The sequence below is a fragment of the Nonomuraea terrae genome (assembly GCF_004348995.1).
GTDB lineage: Bacteria > Actinomycetota > Actinomycetes > Streptosporangiales > Streptosporangiaceae > Nonomuraea > Nonomuraea terrae.
On the sequence record NZ_SMKQ01000024.1, the window covers coordinates 25,989 to 45,850 of the forward strand.

Sequence of the window (19,862 nt, forward strand, 5' to 3'; positions counted from 1 at the left end):
CGCGTCAGCCGCGCGACCGGCTCGTGGGCGGCTTGACGCGTACCCGCTCCCCGGGGCGGCTGTCGATGTCGCCGAGCTGCTCCAGGACGGTCTTCCGCAGGTCGTCGTAGGTGAGGAAGCGGTGGTCGTTGCCTCCCGTACGGGCGGTGGGCATCCGGAGCTTCTCCGCCTTCACCGGCGAAGAGGAGTACCTCCTGGCCCCCGGCACCCAGCCCAAGGTCGTCGACGTGAAGGCCGAACGCGGCGGCCTGTGCACGGTGCGGCTGACCGAACTCCCCGAGCAGCCGCTGGGGCCTGATCAGAGGGTGGGCACCCCGTGGACGGGCGCCGGGGCCTCCCCAGTGACCTGCTGGTTGCCGATGACCGACAACAGCCGGAGCTTCTCGTAGCTCTCGCTTCCCGGGGTGGCGGTGAAGACCAGCAGCGTCTGCTGCTGGTCGGAGTCGTTCAGAATCTGGCAGTGCAGTTCGAGCGCGCCGACGACGGGGTGCCGGAACCGCTTCACGTTGGTGTGCGTGACGCCGACCTCGTGGTCCTCCCACAGACGGCGGAACTCCTCGCTGGTGCTCAGCAGCGTGCGCACCAGCGCTCCGGCCCGTGAGGCCGGGCCGTCCACGGCGTGCACGGAACGCAGTATGGAGGCGAGAGTGCGGCTGTGCAGGTCCCACGCGGACGGGTGATACCTGGCCCTGTCGTCGTCGCCCGCGAACCACCGGTAGATCGCGCTGCGTTCCTGACCGGTGTGGCGGCTGTGGTCGCCGTCGAAGGCCACATGGGCGCGCGTCTGCATGAGCGTCTCGGTGAGCCGGTTCATCACCATGGCCGGAGTGTCCTCCAGCCGGTCGAGGATGCGCAGCAGCCCGGGATTGATGTGGTCCGTACGCGTGGACCGCGCCGGTATGCCGTGGCCGGCGAGCAGGAAGAGGTAGTCGCGTTCCTCCAGGGTCAGATGGAGTGCCCGCGCGATGGCGGTCAGCATGGGCTCCGACGGCTGCGGCCCCCGGCCGCCCTCCAGCCGGCTGTAGTAGTCGGGGGACATGACCGCGAGCGCGGCGACCTCCTCGCGGCGCAGCCCTGGAGTGCGCCGGCGTCGCCCGCGGGGCAGGCCGACGTCCTCCGGCTGCAGCGCCTCACGTCGCTTCCGCAGAAAGTCGGACAACTCTTTGTGATCCATGTCGCCCCTCCTTACGTCACTACCAGGAAACCCCCATGGCCGCCGGTTAGCCACGGTTCGTCAAGCCCAGCCACCGGCCTTGACAGGGCGGTTCGTGGTGTGGCAGGCGCCTCGTACCCACGCTCTGGCAGAGCCTGGTTCCCGTCCGGCCGGCGGCTGACGATGGATGCGCCGGGGGCAACAGCCGCCCGACTTCATACCGACCACCATGGGGGATCCATGTCCATCACTGTCAACCGGCAGATGCGGCTCGCCGCGCCCGGAGCCGACTTCACCCTGGTCGAGCAGCCCGTACGCGAGCCGGGCGTCAACCAGGTCCGCGTCACCGTCGAGGCGTGCAGCATCTGCACGCACTCGGACATGCTGGTCGGCTCCGGCCACTTCCCGGGTGCCTCCTTTCCTCTCACCCTCGGCCACGAGATCGCCGGCCGTGTCGACGCCGTCGGGCCGGGTGTGACCGGTTGGTCCGTCGGCGACCGCGTGGCCGTCGGCTGGTACGGCGGAAGCTGCGGCCACTGCCACGCCTGCCGTACCGGTGAGGGCATCTACTGCGAGGAGCTGCAGATCCCGAGCGTCAGCTACCCTGGCGGCTTCGCCGACTCCGTCGTCGTCCCGGCGATGGCCCTGGCCGCCGTCCCGGACGAGCTGACGGCCGCCGAGGCGGCCCCGCTCGCGTGCGCCGGCGTGACCGCGTACAACGCGCTGCGCCGCAGCGCCGCCCGTCCGGGCGACACCGTGGCCGTTCTCGGCCTCGGCGGTCTGGGCCACCTCGGTGTGCAGTTCGCGGCGAAGATGGGCTTCGAGACGGTCTCCATCGCGCGCGGCGACAAGGCCGAGCTCGCCCGGCAGCTCGGAGCGAGCCACTACATCGACAACAGCACCGCCGACGTCGCCAAGGAGCTGCAGGCGCTCGGCGGGGCCAAGGTCGTGCTCTCCACCGTCTCCTCGGCCGCGGCCGCGTCGGCGACCATCGACGGGCTGGGGCTGCACGGCGAGCTCGTGCTCGCCGGGCTCAGCATGGAGAAGGTCGAAGCGTCGCTCTTCCAGCTCGGTCACGGAGGCAAGCGCGTCTACGGCCACTTCTCCGGCACCTCGATCGACACGCAGGACACCCTCCGGTTCGCCGCGCAGACCGGCGTGCGGGCGTGGATCGAGCAGGCGCGGCTGGAAGAGGCCGGCGCCGCCTTCACCAGGGCCGTCAGCGGCGACGTCCGTTTCCGCATGGTGCTGACCACCGGCAACTGAACGCCTGGCGGGCCGCCGCGCGCCACGGCGGTGGCCCGCCCTCGAACCAAGGAGCAGAACATGTCCTCAGTCGTCCTCATCACCGGCGCCTCCAGCGGGATCGGCAACCTCACCGCCCGGGCGCTGGCCACCGCCGGCCACACCGTCCACGCGAGCATGCGCGACCCCGGCGGACGCAACGCCGCCCATGCGCGCGAGCTGCTCGACTTCGCCCGGCGCGACGGGCTCGACCTGCGGAATTCGACGTGAACCTCATCGGCGCGCAGCGCGTCAACCGCGCGGTGCTGCCGCACATGCGGGCCCGCCGCTCCGGCACACTCCTCTACGTCGGCAGCACCTCCTCCGTCATGGTGCCGCCGTTTTTTGGCCCGTACGTGGCCTCGAAGGCGGCTTCGACATCCTGGCGCAGGTCACCGGGTACGAGGTCGGCCGGTTCGGCATCGAGACGACCATCGTGATGCCGGGCCCGTTCACCAAGGGCACCTCGCACTTCCCCAACGCCGACCACGCCGGCGACACCCGGGTCGCGCGGGACTACGCCGCCGTTCTGGGGGACATGGTGGACAGGAACGAAGAGGCCACCGAGACCCTCTTCCAGGGAGCCGACGCCGAGCCGGTCGCCGTCGCCGAGGAGATCACGCGCATCCTCGCCCTGCCCTCGGGCACCCGGCCCTTCCGCAGCGTGGTCGACTTCACCGAGGCCGGCGTCGAGGAGCTCAACCACGCGCTGCTCGATGCCCAGGAGAAGTTCCTGGACCGCATGGGCTTCGGCGAGCTGTTCCCGGGTGTCACCCCGTACCGCTCCGTTGCTTGATCCGCCCCAGCACATACGCTGGCCAGGCGGTGTCCGGTCGCGTCGAACGACGGGGCCGGTAATGACAGCAGAGCGGAGTTCATCGATATGAAAGCGGTCGTTCTGGATAAGTTCGGTTCGGCGGACGATCTCCATCTCGTCGACCTTCCCGAGCCCAAGGTCGCGCCCGGCGAGGTGCTGATCCGGGTCAAGGCCGCGGGCGTGAATCCCGTGGACTGGAAGCTCGCCGCCGGCTATCTCGACCCCATCATGGAGACCGGTTTCCCCCTGATCCCCGGCTGGGACGTGGCCGGCGTCGTCGAACGCGTCGGGCTCGACTCCCCGGAGTTCGCGGTCGGCGACGAGGTCTACGGCTACGCGCGCAAGGACTGGGCGAAGAACGGCACCTACGCCGAGCTCGTCTCGGCGAACGTGCGGATGCTCGCCAGGAAGCCGTCCTCCGCGACCTGGGAGCAGGCGGCGGGGGTGCCGCTGGCCGGGCTGACCGCATACCAGGCGATCAAGCGCGCCGGGGTGACAGAGGGCGACACCGTACTGGTCCACGCGGCGGCCGGCGGTGTGGGATCGCTCGGCGTGCAGATCGCGGCGGCGCTCGGCGCCCGCGTCATCGGCACCGCCAGCGAGCGCAACCACGACTTCCTGCGCTCACTGGGCGCCGAACCGGTCGCCTACGGGGAGGGCCTGGCCGACCGGGTACGCGCACTGGCGCCCGAAGGCGTCGACGCCGCCCTCGACTTCGTCGGAAGTGACGAGGCGATCGACGTGTCGTTCGCGCTGGCCCGGCGCGCCGATCGTGTGGTGTCCATCGCCGGGGGACGGGTCCAGGAGCACGGCGGCCACATCATCTGGGTCCGCCCCGACGCGGCCGACCTGGCGACCCTGGCCGAGCTCATCGACGCGGGCAAGATGACGATTCACGTGGACAAGACACTGCCGCTCGCCGAGGCGGCCGAGGCGTGGCGCCTGAGCGCGACAGGCCGGACCCGCGGCAAGATCGTCCTCACCATCTGACCCCGGCCCCGTGCCGGTCTGACGCCGTCTCGGCGGACGCCGGGGGATGCCCACGCATCCCACGGCTGTCAGACCCCTGCCCTACCCTTCCCAAGGTGGCCGGCGAACCGGTGTGTACGACAGGATGCCGACTTCCGCCGTAGGCTGCATCCGCAGGTAACGGACAGGAGGCTGAGGTGGCCGAGACAACGGTGGCCGAGGTGATGGCCGAGCTCACCGAGCTTGAGGACCCGCGGATACGCGAGGTGAACGAGAAACACGGTGACGATCACGGTGTGAACCTCAGCAAGCTGCGCGCGCTCGCGAAGCGGCTGAAGACGCAGCAGGAACTCGCGTGCCGGCTCTGGGAGACGGATGACACCGCGGCGAGACTGCTGGCGCTCCTGATCTGCCGCCCGAAGGCGTTCGAGCGTGACCAGTTGGACGTCATGGTGCGCGAGGCACGCACACCCAAGGTGCACGACTGGCTCGTGAACTACGTGGTGAAGAAGAACCCGCACGCCGAAGAGCTGCGCCTGGTCTGGTTCGCCGATCCGGATCCGGTGGTCGCGAGCGCCGGCTGGGCGCTGACCGCCGAACGCGTGACGAAGAAGCCCGAGGGCCTCGACCTCGCGGGGCTGCTCGACGTCATCGAGGCGGAGATGAAAGACGCCCCGGATCGCCTGCAGTGGGCGATGAACAACTGCCTGGCTCAGATCGGGATCGAGCACGCCGAGCACCGCGCCCGTGCTCTCGACATCGGTGAGCGCCTGCAGGTGCTCAAGGACTACCCGACTTCCCCGGGCTGCACGTCTCCGTTCGCGCCCATCTGGATCACCGAGATGGTGCGCCGGCAGCACGATTAGTCGCGGCTGGTTTCGTCACCTCATCGAGAAGGCTGTTCAGGAGTGTGACCCGGCGTTCGGTGTGGTCGTTCATTGTGATGAGAGCCACGCTCAGGCCCAGGTCGGGTATTCGGGCATGTTGGGCACGCAGGCCTGTCCAGCCTCCTCCGTGACGGAAGACCCGGTGTCCGGCATGTGATCGGACGCCGATGCCCCAGGCGTAGTCGATCGGCGTTCCGTCATCGAGGCGTCCCGGAGTCTCCATGAGAGTGGAGATGCCGAGCTCGTCGGCGTTGAGCGCCTGGCCCCATCGCAGCAGATCGCCGAGGGTGCTCCATACCCCTCCGTCGCCAAGGGACAGTGGGGCCGGATGCGGGCAGACGAGCGGCACAGCCCCTGGGGGCGTGGGTTCGGGCCCGCGCCAGTAACGGGTGCCGGTCATCGCCAGTGGAGCGAAGAGGCGATGCTGCGCCAGATCGGGCAGCGGCTGGTCGGCCACTCGCTCCACGACGGCGGCCAGGCATACGTATCCGGCGTTGGAATAGACGTGCTGAGTTCCGGGCTGATGGTCGAGGCTCGGGAACTGGGTGAGTGCTTCGATGACGCCTGCGCCGGTCCGGTCCGTACCGCTCCCGATGATGGCGTCGATCTGGGCATCAGCGGGGAGAGCCGCCGTGTGATGGACGAGGTGCCGCAGACGGATGGTCTCGGCCCATGCCGGTAGCTCGGGCAGCCACCGTGACAAAGGCGACTGCATGTCCAGAGCACCATCATGGGCGAGCAGCGCCGCGCAGGCCGCGGTCATCTGCTTCGACAGCGACGCGACGTAGGTGGGCGTCGTGACAGTCAGCCCTTGGGCCAGCTGGATGACAGACCCGTGCTTCTGCATTCCGACCACGATCGGTTCGTCAGTGCGATACCCAGCTTCAGCGACAAGGGCGGTCATTCGCTGTTGCATCTGAGACGTCTCGGCTTCTCCGTGATGGCGGGGTCGCGGCCGGCGGTTCGGCTGAGGTCGCGAGGGCGTCAGCGCTGGGAGAGGAAACGCAGGATCACATGCTGGTGATCGCGACCTTCTTGCCGATGAAGGACTTGTCCTGGATGATCACACGGCGGTCGGCGAGTCCCAGAAATGCCGTTCCCGCGCCGATGGCGTCATAGACGGCGATGATTTGCTCGTTCTGCATGAGGCCGCTCTGGATCTGCTGCAGTTGTTCCTGCTTGTCGTACGGGACGGACTGGTTCACAGAAACTCCCTACCGCATGTCCGGTCGGCGATAACGCCACACTACGACTGAACAGCGGCTCGTGGATCTTGAACGACCGGCTGGTTTCCGGGCCTGGCCAGTCGCTGTGCGATGCGGCCGACGTGCGGTTCCCGGGCGAGGGGCGATGTCGCGGATGCTCCCTTCACAGCTCCAGTGGGCCGAGGTCGCGGACCATGCGGGCGGCCTTCCGTCGCGTGTCAGCTGGGGCGTCAGGACGGTGACGGCCCGGTATCAGCGCGGTCGGCGATGGTGGAGCACATGAACGGCTCGCCGCGGCCAAAGAGGTCAAGCCGGGACGGGTTTCGCAGATCGAACACTTAAGGGCAAGGAGCTTCATGATGGGGCAAAACAACAGCGGCTTCTCCGAAGCAGGGCTGCGCAGACTGCGCGAGGTGCTGGCACGGCATGTCGAGTCCAAGCGGATTCCCGGGCTGGTCGCCCTGGTCAGCCGGGGCGGTGAGACGCACGTCGAAGCGATCGGGACGATGCGCCATGACGGTGGCGCGCCGATGCGCCGGGACACGATCTTCCGGATGGCCTCCACGTCCAAGCCGCTGTCGATCGCGGCGGCGATGGTGCTGCTGGACGAGTGCCGGCTGCGGCTGGACGACGTGGTGGATGCGTTGCTGCCGGAACTGGCCGACCGGCAGGTGCTGACGCGGCCCGACGCCCCGCTGGACGACACCGTTCCGGCGCGCCGGCCGATCACCGTGCGGGACGTGCTGACCTCCACCTTCGGGCTCGGCATGGACTTCACCTCGCTGGGCACCCCGATCATGAACGCGATCTTCGAGCAGAACCTCACGCCCTCGGGACCGGAGCCGCAGCCCGGGCCGGACGAGTGGATGCGCCGCCTGGGCGCGCTGCCGCTGCAGTACCAGCCCGGCGAGCGCTGGCAGTACCACATCAGCAACGACCTGGTAGGCGTGCTGGTGGCCCGGGTCACCGGCCAGTCGTTCGAGGAGTTCCTGCGCGAGCGCATCTTCGAGCCTCTCGGCATGACCGACACCGGCTTCCACGTGCCCGCCGAGAAGATCGACCGGCTGCCCACCCTGTACGCCCCCGACCCGCAGACGGGTGAGTTCCTGGCGTGGGACGAGCCCGAGGGTGGCCGCTGGAGCAAGCCGCCGGCGTTCCAGGGCGGCGGTGGCGGTTTGGTCTCGACCGCCGACGACTACCACGCCTACTTCCGGATGCTGCTCAACGGCGGGGTGCACAACGGCCGGCGCATCCTGTCCCGCCCGGCCGTGGAGCTGATGACCACCAACCGCCTCACCCCCGAACAGAACGCCCCCCGCACCGCCATGGCGGTCAACAACGTGCACATCTCCTTCGGTCAGGGCCAGCAGGGCGGCTGGGGCATCGGCATGGCGGTGCGCACGTACCGCGGCGACTACGCGCCGATCGGCCAGTTCGGCTGGGACGGGGGCAGCGGCACCTCGGCCTACGCCGACCCGGTCAACCAGCTCACCGGAATCCTGCTCTGCCAGCTCGGCTACTCCGTTCCGAGTCCGGCGCACCTGATGAACGACTTCTGGACCACGCTCTACCAGGCGATCGACGACTGATGAAAGGAGCTCAACGACCGATGCCAGGAGTGAGTGTCATGCGTGTCTGGTTCATTACGGGTGCGTCCAGGGGTCTGGGCAGAGCCTTCACGGAGGCGGCGCTGAGCAGGGGAGATTGTGGCCGCGGCCCGCGACGTGGCGCCACTGGCGGGCCTGCAGGCCCGCCACCCCGACACCCTGGCGTGCGTCCCGCTCGACGTCTCCGACCGCGCCGCGGTGCACGAGGGCGTGGAACGGGCGGTGACCGCGTTCGGCAGGCTCGACATCGTCGTCAACAACGCCGGCGCGATGTTGTACGGCATGGTCGAAGAGGCCACGGAGGCCCAGGTCCGAGCCCACTTCGACGTCAACGTCCTGGGCCAGATCTGGCTCACCCAGGCCGTGCTGCCCCACCTGCGGGCCCAGGGCTCGGGCCACATCCTCCTGGTGACGACGATGGGCACGGGCGGCGGGGTGGCTCGGCCGGTCTGTACGCGGCGGGCAAGTCCGCCATCGACTCCCTCGGCCAGGCGCTGGCCACGGAGGTCGAACCCTTCGGCGTCAAGGTCACCATCGTCCAGCCGGGTGGCTACGACACCGGCCTGTTCACCACCGGCACGACGGCCACCACGCCCGACCCGGCCTATGACCCGCTGCGAGCGAAGCCGGCCGAGATGTGGGGCGACGAGGCGGGGCCCGACCCGAGCACGGCCGCACCGGTCCTCATGAAGCTCGTGGACCTGCCCGACCCGCCCCTGCGGCTGATCGTCGGCAGCCAGTCCTTCGACCTGGTCCACCAGATGAACCAGGCCAGGACCGAGGCGTACCGCGCCTGGGAACACCTCAGCCGTCAAGCTCCGGGCTGACAACCGCGTTCCGGTCCGGCTACGTGACATACGCATCGCGCATCACAACGCGACAAACGACACGATCGAAAGGTCATGGATGATGAAGCATCACGATGCCACCCGACCCACGGAAGAAGACTTGCGAGGAGAGCGGCCGGCGGGAGACACCGACGTGATCATCGTGGGGGCCGGCCCGACCGGTCTCATGCTGGCTGCCGAACTACGCTTGGCCGGGGTGCGGCCGCTGGTGCTGGAACGGCAGCCGCGGCCCCGGAACACCCCCAAGGCGGGCGGCCTGGGCGGGCAGATCTTGGAATTGCTGCGCTACCGGGGCTTGCTGGAACGTTTCGAAGCGGCCTGCACCGGCCCTGTGCCGGCTCCCCGGTTCCCCTTCGGCGGGGTGCATCTGGACTTCACCCGGCTGCCTGATCCCCCGATGCACGCCCTGCCGCTCCCGCAGCAACTGCTTGAGCGGCTGCTCGACGAACGCGCAGGCGAACTCGGCGTCGATGTCCGCCGCGGACACGAGGTGATCGGGGTGAGCCAGGACGACGACGCGGTGACCGTGGACGTGCGGGGCCCGGACGGGCCGTACCGGACGAGCAGCCGGTACCTCGTCGGATGTGACGGCGCGCGCAGCCGCATCCGTGACTGGGCCGGCGTGCCGTTCCCCGGCACCGTCTATCCGGAGGTCAACCGGCTGGCCCAGGTCACCTTGCCCGACACGGTGAACGTGCGCGGCAATGGCGATGTGGACGTGCCCGGCTTCGGTACCATCCGCGCCGGTTTCACCCGCACGGACCACGGTCTGCTCGGCCTCGGCTCCTCACCCGACTCCGCGATCGTCTCGATCTACACCATCGAAGAGGAGAACACCGACTACGACGACGACATCCCGATGACCGTCACCGAACTGCAGGACAGCGTGCGCCGCGTGCTCGGCGCCGACCTGCCGGTGGCCGAGGCGGCCCGGCTGTCGCGCTTCACCTTTAAGGCCCGCCAGGCCGAACGCTACCGCGAGGGGCGGATCCTGCTGGCCGGTGACGCGGCGCACCTGTTCCCGGCCACCGGAGTGGCGCTCAATGCCGGCATGCTGGACGCGGTCAACCTGGCCTGGAAGCTGGCCGCCGACCTCCACGGCACGGCTCCGGCCGGCCTGCTGGACACCTACCACGCCGAACGCCACCTGGCCGGCGCTCGCACCCTGCTGCACACCCGAGCACAGGTGGCCCTGCGGCGCGGGCACGATGCAGCCGCCGAAGCGCTGCGGGAGGTCTTCCAGGAACTGCTCGCCGACGAGCAGCCGCTGCGCCGCATGGGAGCCCTGGTCGCGGGCACCGACATCCGCTACCCGATGCCCGGCACCGGCCATCATCCGCTGGCCGGCGCCTTCGCCCCCGACCTCACCCTGCACACCGGCCAGGGCATCACCAGCGTCGCCAAGCTCATGCACCCCGCCCGGCCCGTCCTGCTCGACCTGGCCGACCGCCCAGAGCTCCGCCAGACCGCCCGGGACTGGCGTCATCTCCTCGACGTCCACACCGCCAAGACCGACGATCGACCGGCCGACGCCCTGCTGATCCGCCCGGACGGCCACGTCGCCTGGGCCGCCGGCCTCGACGAGTCCACGGACAGCGCCACGCCCACGCTGCGTGAGGCACTCTCCGCATGGTTCGGAACGCCTTGAAAGGCCAAGGCGGCCGAGACCCAGACCGCCCTCAAAGACGCCGCGCGCCGGTTGTTCATGGAGCGCGGCTACCTGAACACCAAGATCACCGACATCACCGCCGCGGCCGGCCGTGCCACCGGGTCGTTCTACGACCACTTCGCCGGTAAGGAGGAGCTGCTTCAGGCTCTGATGGCCGACCTGGAGCAGCAGGCCGACGCCGAGGTCGCGGCCTGGGAGCACCCGCGCGACCATGACCTGTCCGATCGCGATCAACTGCGCCGGCACCTGGCCGTCGCCTGGCGCGCCCACGGCGAGCATCTCCCGGTGATTGTGGCCCGCCTCCAATCGGTCATGGCCGACATTCGGCTACGCCGTACTCACTGCCGGACGGGGCGCTCCGAATGCCTCCGACGGCGAGATCATCGACACCCTGACCAACCTGCTCCTGCACGGCCTTGCCGGCGCCGGAGCCCCTGACCTCACAGACCCCGTCACCTGAACAGCCGGTCCACACCCGCGCGATCATGCTCGATCCAGCTCAGAGCGAGTGTTTCTCGGGCGGTCACGATGTGTGACGCCACGTCGCTATTCCCGCCACACTTTCGTCGTGTCGGGGTTCCCAGGTCTCCTGAGCCATAAGCCTTCGACGTAGCCGGCGGCGATGTCGTCGGGCGGGTTGATGTACACGCAGGTAGCGGGTCCTTGGCGTGGCCGAGGCGGCGCTCCAGTTCGGCGCGGTTGTGGCCGGAGGCCTGCGACAGCGCGCAGGCGAAGGTGTGGCGGTCGCCGCAGCGTCGCCGCCGTCTCCATACCAGCGCATAGGTCGTCGACTGCTCCTCCCACGATCGCCTCCTGGACGGACGGTCGCCACTACCTTCGCAATACACCTGACATCGGAAGTGCTGACCTCACTCACGTCAATCTTGAGCTGGCACGTCCAGACGTACAGTGACGGTTCTGGTCGCGGCGGGTTCGTGTTGGCCGGGTCGGTGGAGCTGGGCGGCAGCCTGAGGTGCGCTTCGTCCGGGATGTGGCGGTTGACGGAACCGGCCGGCCGATGAGTTCCGGGTCGTGCGGAGGTCACAACCTGCAGGACCACCGGCAGACTGACGCGCTCGTACCCCGAGGAGACGCATGGCAAAGCTCATATACTCGATGATCACCTCGCTCGACGGCTACGCCGAGGCGGCGGAGGGCGACCTCGGCACCGGGGCCGACGACCAGGAGGTGCACACCTTCATCAACGACCTCTTCCGCCCCGTCGGCACGTATCTCTACGGCCGACGGATGTACGAGACGATGGTCTACTGGGAGACCGCGCACACCGAACCCGACCAGCCGCCGCACATCCTGCAGTACGCCCGCGACTGGCAGGCCGCGGAGAAGATCGTGTACTCCACGACGCTGGAGTCGGTGTCCAGCGCGAAGACCAGGATCGAGCGGACCTTCGACCCGGACGCGGTGCGCAAGCTCAAGGCCGAGGCTGATCACGACCTCACCGTCGACGGCCCGAACCTCGCGGCGCAGGCGATCGCGGCCGGTCTGGTGGACGAGTTCCACCTGTTCATCACCACGAGCGTGGTCGGCGGCGGCAAGCGGTTCTTCCCCGACGGCGTGCGCCTCGATCTCGAGCTGGTCGAGGAGCGCGCCTTCGACAGCGGACTCATCTACGCGCGCTACCGGACCCGCTGAGCCGCACCGGTCGGTGACGCTGCCGGCGGCCGAGCCGGGGCAGATGAGACTGGTCGCGTGGACAGTGGCAGAGCGATCTCCTTCGTCACCCCTGGGGCTTGGGGGGTGGGATTACCGGTCGAACCCAGGCCCCGGGACGGCCGCAGCGGCGCGAACCGACGGACGTCTTGTCAGAGCGCCACTGCCACGCTGCAGAAACTCACTGGATCAGGTCGGCGTGCGGATGATCCGGCGATGCCGGGCAGGCGTGGAGCTGCAGATCGTAGCCTCCGGCGACCTCGACCTCGACCATGGTCGGAGCGCCTTTGGTCCATCTACGGCGAGGCGTACGGCTGGCCTACGGCCGACATGACGTACGAGCAGGACCTGAAGCACCTGGAGCGGCACGACCTGTCCTGGAAGGAATGGCTCCTCCTCCCCAAACTGACCTGAACGCGCCTGGCACTTTTCCCAGGGGCTGTAGCTTCGGCGAGCTAACGCCGGGGCAGCCGTTGAATGACTGGTCGGCACTGATCGCCGAGGTCTCCGGTCCTACGACGCTGACCGGCGGCGACTTCGGCCTGGAGGCGTCGATCGGTGCCGAGGTGCCGGTGCCGTGGCCGACGTTAGGCTTGCCCGATGTTCGCGAGCGTCACCCGTTCTGTTCGCTCCTGGCCGGATTCGTGGCGCGCTCGCCCCAGGTACGCCAAGGACGGTGTGCTCGCGGCGACGCTCACGCTGCTGGCGTTCGTACCGACGCTGTCCGCCATCTCGGCGGAGCTCGGCGACCTGCCCCAGCGCCCGCCCGACGCCCTGGCCGTGGCGCTGGCCCTGGGTCAGTCCGCACCGCTGGCCATGCGCAGCCGATGGCCGGCGGCCTGTCTGGCGGTCATCGGCACGGCCTTCGCGATCCATCAGGCGCTGGCCTATCCGTCGACGTTCGGCAGCATCGGGCTCTATCTGGCGGTGTACGCGGCCGGAGCCCACCAGGTCGGGTTCCGTCGCCGCCTCGCGGCGGTGTCGACCGCGGGATATGCCGTGCTGGCGGTCGTGCTGGTCGGCCTGGGGTCGCCCAATCGAGTCCCGGACTTCCTCGCGTTCTATCTGGTGCTGGTGGTGATGTGGATGGCTGGTGTGGGGATGCGCAAGTGGCGGGCGGACGAGGCGGAGCGCCGGCGGCTCGGCGCGGATGTGGCCAGGGCCGCCGAGCGGGCACGCATCGCCCGCGAGTTGCATGACGTGGTCACGCATCATGTGACCGCGATGGTGGTCCAGGCGGACGCGGCACAGTACGTGATCGGCGCGGCGCCGGATCGCGCCGGGGCCGGGCTCGCCGCCATCAGCGACACCGGACGGCGGGCGCTGACGGAGCTGCGGCACCTGCTCGGCGTGCTGGAGGCGACCGGCGAGTCTGGCCCCGTGGACCGCACGCCGACGCTGGGCAGGATCGGCCACCTCGTCGAGCAGGCCCGGCTGTCCGGCCAGCCCGTCGAGCTGGCCGAGCACGGCGAGCCGCGTCCACAGGCCGTGGACGTGGAGCTGGCCGCCTACCGGGTGGTGCAGGAGGCGCTCACCAACGCGATGAAGTACGCGACAGGACGGCGCACCACGGTCACGGTGCACCACCACCCCGATCGCATCGCCATCGAGGTGACCAGCGACGGGTCCACCGACTCCGCCCCCGTGGTGCCGTCGGGCGGGCGGGGTCTGGACGGGCTGCGCCGGCGGCTGCGCATGCTCGACGGCGAACTGGTCGCCGCAGGCCGCCCCGACGGCGGGTTCAGCGTCCGCGCCCTCATCCCCGCAAGGAGCCAGGCATGACGGAGACCCCGATCAAGGTGCTCATCTGCGAGGACCAGGAACTGGTGCGGGCCGGCTACATCACCATCTTCTCCGCCCAGCCCGACATGGAAGTGGTCGGGGAGGCCGCGGACGGCCGCGCGGCGGTCGAGGCGGCGCGGCGGCTGTGCCCGGACGTCATCGTGATGGACATCCGGATGCCCATCCTGGACGGCATCGAGGCCACCCGGCAACTGGCCGGTCCCGGCACCGCAGCTCCCGCGAAGGTGCTGGTCGTCACCACCTTCAACGTCGACGAGTACGTCTACGAGGCGCTCAAGGCCGGGGCCGGCGGCTTCCTGCTCAAAGACGCGCCACCGGCGGAGCTGGTCAACGGCGTGCGCACCATCGCCCGCGGCGACTCCCTGCTGGCCCCCGCCGTCACCCGCACCCTCATCGGCCACTTCGCCGACCGCCTCCGCCCCGCCGACACCCCCAGGCCGGCCAGGGACGCGGTCGTACGGGCGCTGACCCCCCGCGAGCTCGAGGTGCTCGAACAGATCGCCGCCGGCCTGTCGAACGCGGAGATCGCCGCGAAGCTGTTCATCACCGCCGAGACCGTGAAGACCTACGTGTCGCGGATCCTGGCGAAACTCCAGCTGCGCGACCGTGTGCAGGTGGTCGTTCTCGCCTACCGGGTAGGCCTCGTCTCCGGCGCGGACTGACCATGACCCGGTTGCGAAAGCTTGCGGGTCCATGCGATGCCGGAAAGCACGATCGCTCCCATCACTGTCGCGATCACCGTGGGACCGGCCCAGTCCGAGATGGGTGCGGGCTCGTGGTTCGCTCGGGCCGGCAGTCCGGGAGCGCGGGCAGGCGTTCCCAGAGCAGCGATCAACTCGCGGGTGAGCGGCTCGACGCCCTGGGTTCGGTCGGAGAGCCGCAACGGCCGGTCGCCGGCTGGAAGAAGCCTGTTGCCCGAGCACAAGGTGGTGCTCAGCCCCGAGCTCTGAGCGCCGGCGAACACCAGGTAGCGAGCGCCTTTCACGAACTCATATCCGCAGGCCGCCCCCTGGGCCTTGGTGAACACCTCGAACTCGGCCTTGCGCTCGCCTTTGTAGACGTGGTCGGTGCGGAGCCTGGCGGTGAGGCTGCCGCCGTTCAGCATCGGTTCGTCCACGCGAACGTCCGTGACGGTAGCGGAGAAAACGGCCGCTGCGTCCTTGACGCGCTGCTGTGGCGTACGCGTCGCACATGAGCAGTTCGAGCAGGCCTCCGCTACACCCACAGAACCCACCAAGAAGGCTGCAACCAGGAAACCCGTCGCAAGCATCCGCGTCATCATGTCTACCAAGACGGGTCGCGGGCGCGATCGGTTCGCTGCCGACCGGGTCGGTGCGGTGCCCGCCGGGGCTACGCGCAGGTTCGGTGGTCAGACCGAGACGCAACGCAAGGTCCTGATGTTGGCCTCGACCCGAGCTCGGTACGCGGGTGCGGCCCGTCGATGGCCTGCCTCACGCCGAGGCAGCCGCCGCGCCGGCCCGCGCCTGCAGCGCGTCCAGCACCGCCACCTGCTCCGGCGGCACCGTCACCTCCAGGGTCAGGGTGCCCTCGGCGACGGTGAGGGTGAAGGTGAAGAACGAGCAACAGCCGTTCTCCCGCGCCGCCAGTTCCGCGGCGCGGGCGGCGTTGTCCGGTGTGAAGACGAGTGCCAACCGCAGCCGCTCGCGCTCGGGACGCTGCACCGCCAGCACCACCTCGGCGAACAACGCGTCGAACTCGGCCACCCGCAGTGGCCGCTCGGCGGTGGGCAGCGTGCAGGCCGACGGCACCCACTCAGGGCCGAAGGCAAGGTCGTGTGCCATACCTCGACGGTAAGCCTGTGCCTGGCACCGATCGCAAGCTCCGCGCCAAGTTCACGTCGGCGCAGAAGGCTCAACGCGCGGCCTGGCGGGCAGCGAGAAACGGGTTTGCGTCCCCCTCATATCGGGAACGGCTGGAGCAAATCGGGATCAGATATCGCCAGGCGATACTCCGGGGACGGTTCGTACTACGGGCCAAGGTGAAGCGGTTCGCGGCACTGCCGCCGACTTTCTGACGCGGTCGACCGGAACACCGGCCTCACGCTGCCCCTCACCCCCTCGCAGTGAGCGGAAGCTGCATATGAGGAGGCCCATATGGCTTATCGCATACCGTTGCGGCGCAGGGCCGCACGCGTAGCGGCTGGTGCCGCAGCCATCGCCGTGACAGTGACCATGACCACCGGCGCCGCGGCCGGACAGGCCCGTGCCATCGACTGGAACGCCGTGGGCCGCGCGATCGGCCAGCCGCTCACCACCGAGGCGGGAGGCGTGCACACGGCCGAGTGGCTGCGTACCGACCTGCACGTGGTGAACGCCGGAGTCACCGAGAATCCCGGCATGGAGCTGAACGCCGAGGCGTCGTTCCACCAGACCACCCCCGGCAAGGCGCTCTTGATCGGTGAGGTCACTCTCACCGGCGCCGAAGTGGGCAAGGTGGCCGATCGCCTGGAGCGCGGCGGCGTGCAGATCACCGCACTGCACAAGCACATCCAGGACGAGACCCCGCGGCTGTGGTGGATGCACTACTGGGCGCAGGGCGACCCCGTCGTGATCGCCCGCACCGTGCACGCCGCCCTGGCGCAGACCGGCATTCCGCTCAACCAGCGGGAAGGAAAGGAACATCCCGTCGACCTGAACACCGCACAGCTGGACCGCATCATCGGCACCAGGGGCGAGAACGAGAACGGCGTGCAGGTGTATCACATCCCGGTCGCCCAGAAAGTCGTCGACACCCGTGCTCACATCACCCTGCCGTACCTGATGGAGGCGTCCACCATGCTGGCGTTCCAACCGCTGGGCGGCGGACGTGCGGCGATCAACGGCGACTTCACCATGACGGCCGACGAGGTCAACCCGGTGATCAAAGCCCTGCGCGCACATGGCGTGACCATCATCGAGCTGCACAATCACATGCTGTACGAGCAGCCTCGCCTGTTCTATATGCACTTCTGGAAGACCGGAGACGCCGCGACCCTCGCCCGTGACCTGCGCGCCGGACTGGATCAGGTTCACGCGCCACGACGCTGAGGGGAACGGCCTCCGGTCACACCACTAGACGGTCGTGTCGCCCACCAGACGGCAGATCTTCTTGGAGACGAGAGTGGCGCCGATGCGCCGGTAGAACCGCTGCGCCGCCACGTTGGCCTCAGCGACCTCCCATCTGATCACCCGGCGCCGGGCCACCTCGGAGATGGCACGCATCAGGTGCTCGCCGACCTTCGCGCCGCGCTCTTCGGAGCACACGTACAGGTCGTCCAGCGCGAGATAGTCCTGGCCGCTCCAGAAGCTGACCCGCTGGAGCCAGGACACGTAGCCGATCGCCTTGCCGTCCCGCTCGGCGATCAGGTATCCGACGTCGGGGCGGGTGAGCAGGTCTGCGAGGCGATCGACGCTCACCGCCACCTGCGCCGCGTGGCCCTGGTTCTCGGCCAGTTCACGCATCAGTGCGCGCAGGGTCGGTGCGTCGTCGGCCGTCGCGCGGCGGATGGTCGTCATGGATCACCTTTCGTCGTCGTGAAGTTCAGCGCGATCATGCTGCGGGCTGCTCGGCCGTGGTCGCCGGCTGCCCGGTCGGAGGGACGTGCCGGAGCCTGACCGCCGCCAGGATCGCGGCGACGGCGGCGATCGCGGCGGAGATGACGGCGGCGACATTGAGCCCGCTGGTGAAGGCCTCGCGGGCTGGGACGAGCAGTGCGGCGCCCAGGTCGGCCGGGAGCCCCTGGGCCGCGGAGACTGCTCCGCCGAGGCTGTCGCGGCCGGCCGAAGCGGCCTCGGGCGGCAGGTTCGCGGGCAGTGTGCCATCGGTTTGGGCGCGGTACACGGCGACTCCCAGGCTGCCGATGAGCGCGATACCGAGCGAGATGCCCAGGTCGCTGCAGGTGGTGGCCAGCCCGGAGGCTGCTCCCGCCTTTTGCGGTGGTACGGAGCCGACGACCATGTTGGTGGTCAACGCCATGGACGGGGCGACGGCGGGGTAGAGCACCATGAAGCCCGCGACCAGCAGCGGCAGGCCGCCGACGGCGCCGACCTGGGTGAGCATCAGATAGCCGATCACCTGGACGACCAGTCCGGCGGCGATCAGGTGGCCAGGACGGACGCGGCGTACCAGGACCGGCGAGAGGGTGGAGACGACCACCAGCAGGGCCGCGCCGGGCAGCACCCACAGCCCTGCCCGCAGGGGCGACAGGCCCTCGACGAGTTGCAGATACTGCGTGAAGAGCAGGTAGATGCCGCCGAGCGCGGTCGCGGAGAGCAGGAACACCCCCAGCGCGCCGCTGACCGTGCGGTTGGCGAACAGTCGCACGTCGAGCAGTGGCTCGGGCAGGCGCAGTTGGCGAACGACGAACCAGGCACCGAAGGCCAGCCCGAGCCCGATGCTCACCACCGCCGCTGCGAGCCCGCCGTCCTTGGCCAGCTCCTTGACGCCGTAGACGATCGGCAGCAGGGTCGCCAGCGACAGCGCCACGCTGAACAGGTCGGGCCTGCCCGCGGCCGGGTTGCGGTGATCGGGCAGCAGCAGCGGGGCGCCGATCGCCACGATCACCATGACGGGCACGCCGACCAGGAAGGCCGCGCGCCAGGAGAACGTCTCCAGCAGGGCCCCGCCGATCACCGGGCCGAGGCCGGTACCGACGGAGATGGCGCCTGACCAGACGCCCACGGCGATGCCGCGCTGCCGGGCGTCGGTGAAGGTGGCGAAGATCAGACCGAGAGTGGCCGGCATCTGGGTGGCCGCGGCGATGCCGAGCACGGCCCGCCAGACGATCATCAGGCCGGGGTCGGAGGTGTTGGCGGCGATCACCGAGACGACGGCGAAGACGGCCGCGCCCGCGACCAGCAGCCGCCGATGACCGATCCTGTCGCCCAGAGTGCCCATGGTGACCAGCAGCCCGGCCATCAGGAAGCCGTAGATGTCGACGATCCATAAGGTCTGGGTGCTGCTCGGCTTCAGGTCCGCGGCCAGCTGGGGGATGGCCAGGAACAAGATCGTGAGCATCATGAACAGCAGCAGGGCGGGCATGACCAGCACGGCCAGCCCGAGCCAGGTCCTGACACCGGCACGTCCGCCGGGGTCGATCTGTGTGGATGACTGCAAAGGGAGTCCCTTCGGATGATTGCCGGACCGCTCGTCGTCAGGGCTTGGCGCGGGCTCCCGGACAGGTGCTCGGCAAGGTATACGGTACGGAGGCAGGGTATATCAAGGTGGGCGGCATACCCCATTCGGGTTTCTGATCCAGCCGCGCTCGGCATGTTGTCCGCGGGCGGGGACGAAGGCGTTGCAGTTGCACTTGCCCCACCCTGGTTCGACCGTACAACCATCTAGTTGCAGAACACAACTAGATTCCAGTCTGGCATTTTCCGCTATATACCCCGTATCCGTATGATGGCTGCATGGACCATAGCGATCACCATCCGCCAGAACCCACCCGGCTGCCCGAGCAGGACCATTCGGGTGCGCACCACCCGGCCGGCTCCACTGTGGCGACCTGGGGAATGGCCGCGCAGGCGACGCTGCACTGTCTGATCGGCTGTGCCATCGGTGAAGTGCTGGGCATGGTCATCGGCACCGCCACGGGGATGTCCGACCTCGCCACGGTGGCGCTCGCGGTCGCCTTGGCGTTCGTGTTCGGCTACGCGCTGACGATGCGCGGAGTGCTCCGTACCGGAGTGGACTTCCGCACCGCGTTGAAGGTCGCGCTGGCCGCGGACACCCTCTCCATCGCGGTCATGGAGATCGTGGACAACGCGGTGATGCTGACCGTGCCCGGCGCCATGGACGCCGGACTGACTACGTGGCTGTTCTGGCTGGCGCTGGCCGGAGCCTTCGCGGTGGCCTTCATCGTGACGACTCCGGTGAACAAGTGGCTGATCTCCCGGGGCAAGGGCCATGCGGTGATGCACCAGTACCACCACTGATCACCTCGGTCGT

Annotated in this window: 22 protein-coding genes and 3 pseudogenes; 17 read left to right on the forward strand and 8 right to left on the reverse strand. The window is 69.3% G+C overall.

What is annotated here, in order from left to right; translation table 11 throughout:
* Positions 1–4: 4 nt before the first annotated feature.
* Complete coding sequence (locus E1286_RS47765) at positions 5–175, reverse strand: hypothetical protein (protein WP_165969693.1); 171 nt, start codon at positions 173–175, stop codon at positions 5–7.
* 123 nt (positions 176–298) lie between these two features.
* A complete protein-coding gene (locus E1286_RS11600; protein ID WP_132611568.1) occupies positions 299–1,174 on the reverse strand; it encodes a helix-turn-helix transcriptional regulator in 876 nt (291 codons plus the stop codon).
* Between the two features lie 219 nt (positions 1,175–1,393).
* Between E1286_RS11600 and E1286_RS11605 the strand changes: the two genes are divergently transcribed.
* From E1286_RS11605 to E1286_RS11620, 6 genes are all read left to right on the forward strand, one after another.
* Positions 1,394–2,419 (forward strand): alcohol dehydrogenase catalytic domain-containing protein, encoded by a 1,026-nt coding sequence (locus E1286_RS11605; protein ID WP_132611570.1) that lies wholly within the window; start codon positions 1,394–1,396, stop codon positions 2,417–2,419.
* A 60-nt stretch (positions 2,420–2,479) separates the two neighbouring features.
* Positions 2,480–2,668: an SDR family NAD(P)-dependent oxidoreductase gene (locus E1286_RS49165; RefSeq protein ID WP_223189826.1), complete on the forward strand. Its 189-nt coding sequence runs from the start codon at positions 2,480–2,482 to the stop codon at positions 2,666–2,668.
* A gap of 44 nt (positions 2,669–2,712) precedes the next feature.
* Complete coding sequence (locus E1286_RS52000) at positions 2,713–2,877, forward strand: hypothetical protein (protein WP_425464752.1); 165 nt, start codon at positions 2,713–2,715, stop codon at positions 2,875–2,877.
* On the forward strand, positions 2,877–3,233 hold the full coding sequence (locus tag E1286_RS49175; protein ID WP_223189831.1) for a hypothetical protein: 357 nt from the start codon (positions 2,877–2,879) through the stop codon (positions 3,231–3,233). The genes E1286_RS52000 and E1286_RS49175 overlap by 1 nt, the downstream gene beginning before the upstream one ends.
* An 87-nt stretch (positions 3,234–3,320) precedes the next feature.
* Positions 3,321–4,244: an NADP-dependent oxidoreductase gene (locus E1286_RS11615; protein ID WP_132611572.1), complete on the forward strand. Its 924-nt coding sequence runs from the start codon at positions 3,321–3,323 to the stop codon at positions 4,242–4,244.
* A gap of 203 nt (positions 4,245–4,447) precedes the next feature.
* Positions 4,448–5,089 carry a DNA alkylation repair protein gene (locus E1286_RS11620; protein WP_132611644.1) on the forward strand — a complete coding sequence of 214 codons (642 nt, stop codon included), beginning with the start codon at positions 4,448–4,450 and terminating at the stop codon, positions 5,087–5,089.
* Here E1286_RS11620 and E1286_RS11625 read toward each other — a convergent pair.
* Positions 5,058–6,014: a serine hydrolase domain-containing protein gene (locus E1286_RS11625; protein ID WP_165969694.1), complete on the reverse strand. Its 957-nt coding sequence runs from the start codon at positions 6,012–6,014 to the stop codon at positions 5,058–5,060. The genes E1286_RS11620 and E1286_RS11625 overlap by 32 nt on opposite strands.
* Before the next feature lie 106 nt (positions 6,015–6,120).
* Positions 6,121–6,315: a hypothetical protein gene (locus E1286_RS11630; RefSeq protein WP_132611576.1), complete on the reverse strand. Its 195-nt coding sequence runs from the start codon at positions 6,313–6,315 to the stop codon at positions 6,121–6,123.
* 359 nt (positions 6,316–6,674) lie between these two features.
* Here E1286_RS11630 and E1286_RS11635 point away from each other — a divergent pair, with 359 nt between their 5' ends.
* The 9 genes and pseudogenes from E1286_RS11635 to E1286_RS11675 all read left to right on the forward strand — a co-directional run bounded on the left by E1286_RS11635 (position 6,675) and on the right by E1286_RS11675 (position 14,575).
* Positions 6,675–7,904 carry a serine hydrolase domain-containing protein gene (locus E1286_RS11635; protein ID WP_132611579.1) on the forward strand — a complete coding sequence of 410 codons (1,230 nt, stop codon included), beginning with the start codon at positions 6,675–6,677 and terminating at the stop codon, positions 7,902–7,904.
* 135 nt (positions 7,905–8,039) lie between these two features.
* Positions 8,040–8,297 (forward strand): annotated as a pseudogene (locus E1286_RS50130) (SDR family NAD(P)-dependent oxidoreductase); the annotation flags it as partial.
* Between the two features lie 74 nt (positions 8,298–8,371).
* Positions 8,372–8,482, forward strand: a pseudogene (locus E1286_RS51235) (SDR family NAD(P)-dependent oxidoreductase); the annotation flags it as partial.
* Positions 8,483–8,557: 75 nt separating this feature from the next.
* Positions 8,558–8,749, forward strand: coding sequence for an SDR family oxidoreductase (locus E1286_RS50135; RefSeq protein ID WP_246074754.1), 192 nt, complete (start codon positions 8,558–8,560; stop codon positions 8,747–8,749).
* A 154-nt stretch (positions 8,750–8,903) separates the two neighbouring features.
* Entirely contained in the window at positions 8,904–10,418 is a 1,515-nt protein-coding gene (locus E1286_RS11645) for an FAD-dependent monooxygenase (RefSeq protein WP_246074750.1), read from the forward strand.
* A 48-nt stretch (positions 10,419–10,466) separates the two neighbouring features.
* A pseudogene (locus E1286_RS11650) lies at positions 10,467–10,877 on the forward strand (TetR/AcrR family transcriptional regulator); the annotation flags it as partial.
* Positions 10,878–11,534: 657 nt separating this feature from the next.
* A complete protein-coding gene (locus E1286_RS11655; RefSeq protein WP_132611585.1) occupies positions 11,535–12,092 on the forward strand; it encodes a dihydrofolate reductase family protein in 558 nt (185 codons plus the stop codon).
* 618 nt (positions 12,093–12,710) lie between these two features.
* On the forward strand, positions 12,711–13,892 hold the full coding sequence (locus E1286_RS11670; protein ID WP_132611587.1) for a sensor histidine kinase: 1,182 nt from the start codon (positions 12,711–12,713) through the stop codon (positions 13,890–13,892).
* Positions 13,889–14,575 carry a response regulator gene (locus E1286_RS11675; RefSeq protein WP_132611589.1) on the forward strand — a complete coding sequence of 229 codons (687 nt, stop codon included), beginning with the start codon at positions 13,889–13,891 and terminating at the stop codon, positions 14,573–14,575. Before E1286_RS11670 ends, E1286_RS11675 begins: the two co-directional genes overlap by 4 nt.
* Here the strand turns inward: E1286_RS11675 and E1286_RS11680 are convergent.
* Positions 14,542–15,030, reverse strand: coding sequence for a hypothetical protein (locus tag E1286_RS11680; RefSeq protein ID WP_132611591.1), 489 nt, complete (start codon positions 15,028–15,030; stop codon positions 14,542–14,544). The two genes, E1286_RS11675 and E1286_RS11680, sit on opposite strands and share 34 nt — an antisense overlap.
* A gap of 334 nt (positions 15,031–15,364) precedes the next feature.
* Positions 15,365–15,715 (reverse strand): hypothetical protein, encoded by a 351-nt coding sequence (locus E1286_RS11685; RefSeq protein ID WP_132611593.1) that lies wholly within the window; start codon positions 15,713–15,715, stop codon positions 15,365–15,367.
* A gap of 390 nt (positions 15,716–16,105) precedes the next feature.
* On the opposite strand from E1286_RS11685, the gene E1286_RS11690 reads away from it, so the two are divergent.
* Positions 16,106–16,960 (forward strand): LppY/LpqO family protein, encoded by an 855-nt coding sequence (locus E1286_RS11690; protein WP_165969695.1) that lies wholly within the window; start codon positions 16,106–16,108, stop codon positions 16,958–16,960.
* Positions 16,961–16,984: 24 nt separating this feature from the next.
* Here E1286_RS11690 and E1286_RS11695 read toward each other — a convergent pair whose 3' ends face one another.
* On the reverse strand, positions 16,985–17,428 hold the full coding sequence (locus E1286_RS11695) for a GNAT family N-acetyltransferase (RefSeq protein WP_132611597.1): 444 nt from the start codon (positions 17,426–17,428) through the stop codon (positions 16,985–16,987).
* Positions 17,429–17,462: 34 nt separating this feature from the next.
* Entirely contained in the window at positions 17,463–19,028 is a 1,566-nt protein-coding gene (locus tag E1286_RS11700; protein WP_342776193.1) for an MFS transporter, read from the reverse strand.
* A gap of 296 nt (positions 19,029–19,324) precedes the next feature.
* Here E1286_RS11700 and E1286_RS11705 point away from each other — a divergent pair, with 296 nt between their 5' ends.
* On the forward strand, positions 19,325–19,849 hold the full coding sequence (locus E1286_RS11705; protein WP_132611599.1) for a DUF4396 domain-containing protein: 525 nt from the start codon (positions 19,325–19,327) through the stop codon (positions 19,847–19,849).
* Positions 19,850–19,862: the final 13 nt, after the last annotated feature.

Bases quoted from the DNA above. Each gene is read 5' to 3' on its own strand.
- E1286_RS11600 (WP_132611568.1), bottom strand. From the start codon at position 1,174: ATGGATCACAAAGAGTTGTCCGACTTTCTGCGGAAGCGACGTGAGGCG.
- E1286_RS11605 (WP_132611570.1), top strand. From the start codon at position 1,394: ATGTCCATCACTGTCAACCGGCAGATGCGGCTCGCCGCGCCCGGAGCC.
- E1286_RS49165 (WP_223189826.1), top strand. From the start codon at position 2,480: ATGTCCTCAGTCGTCCTCATCACCGGCGCCTCCAGCGGGATCGGCAAC.
- E1286_RS52000 (WP_425464752.1), top strand. From the start codon at position 2,713: ATGCGGGCCCGCCGCTCCGGCACACTCCTCTACGTCGGCAGCACCTCC.
- E1286_RS49175 (WP_223189831.1), top strand. From the start codon at position 2,877: ATGCCGGGCCCGTTCACCAAGGGCACCTCGCACTTCCCCAACGCCGAC.
- E1286_RS11615 (WP_132611572.1), top strand. From the start codon at position 3,321: ATGAAAGCGGTCGTTCTGGATAAGTTCGGTTCGGCGGACGATCTCCAT.
- E1286_RS11620 (WP_132611644.1), top strand. From the start codon at position 4,448: ATGGCCGAGCTCACCGAGCTTGAGGACCCGCGGATACGCGAGGTGAAC.
- E1286_RS11625 (WP_165969694.1), bottom strand. From the start codon at position 6,014: ATGACCGCCCTTGTCGCTGAAGCTGGGTATCGCACTGACGAACCGATC.
- E1286_RS11635 (WP_132611579.1), top strand. From the start codon at position 6,675: ATGGGGCAAAACAACAGCGGCTTCTCCGAAGCAGGGCTGCGCAGACTG.
- E1286_RS50135 (WP_246074754.1), top strand. From the start codon at position 8,558: ATGTGGGGCGACGAGGCGGGGCCCGACCCGAGCACGGCCGCACCGGTC.
- E1286_RS11655 (WP_132611585.1), top strand. From the start codon at position 11,535: ATGGCAAAGCTCATATACTCGATGATCACCTCGCTCGACGGCTACGCC.
- E1286_RS11670 (WP_132611587.1), top strand. From the start codon at position 12,711: ATGTTCGCGAGCGTCACCCGTTCTGTTCGCTCCTGGCCGGATTCGTGG.
- E1286_RS11675 (WP_132611589.1), top strand. From the start codon at position 13,889: ATGACGGAGACCCCGATCAAGGTGCTCATCTGCGAGGACCAGGAACTG.
- E1286_RS11685 (WP_132611593.1), bottom strand. From the start codon at position 15,715: ATGGCACACGACCTTGCCTTCGGCCCTGAGTGGGTGCCGTCGGCCTGC.
- E1286_RS11690 (WP_165969695.1), top strand. From the start codon at position 16,106: ATGACCACCGGCGCCGCGGCCGGACAGGCCCGTGCCATCGACTGGAAC.
- E1286_RS11695 (WP_132611597.1), bottom strand. From the start codon at position 17,428: ATGACGACCATCCGCCGCGCGACGGCCGACGACGCACCGACCCTGCGC.
- E1286_RS11705 (WP_132611599.1), top strand. From the start codon at position 19,325: ATGGACCATAGCGATCACCATCCGCCAGAACCCACCCGGCTGCCCGAG.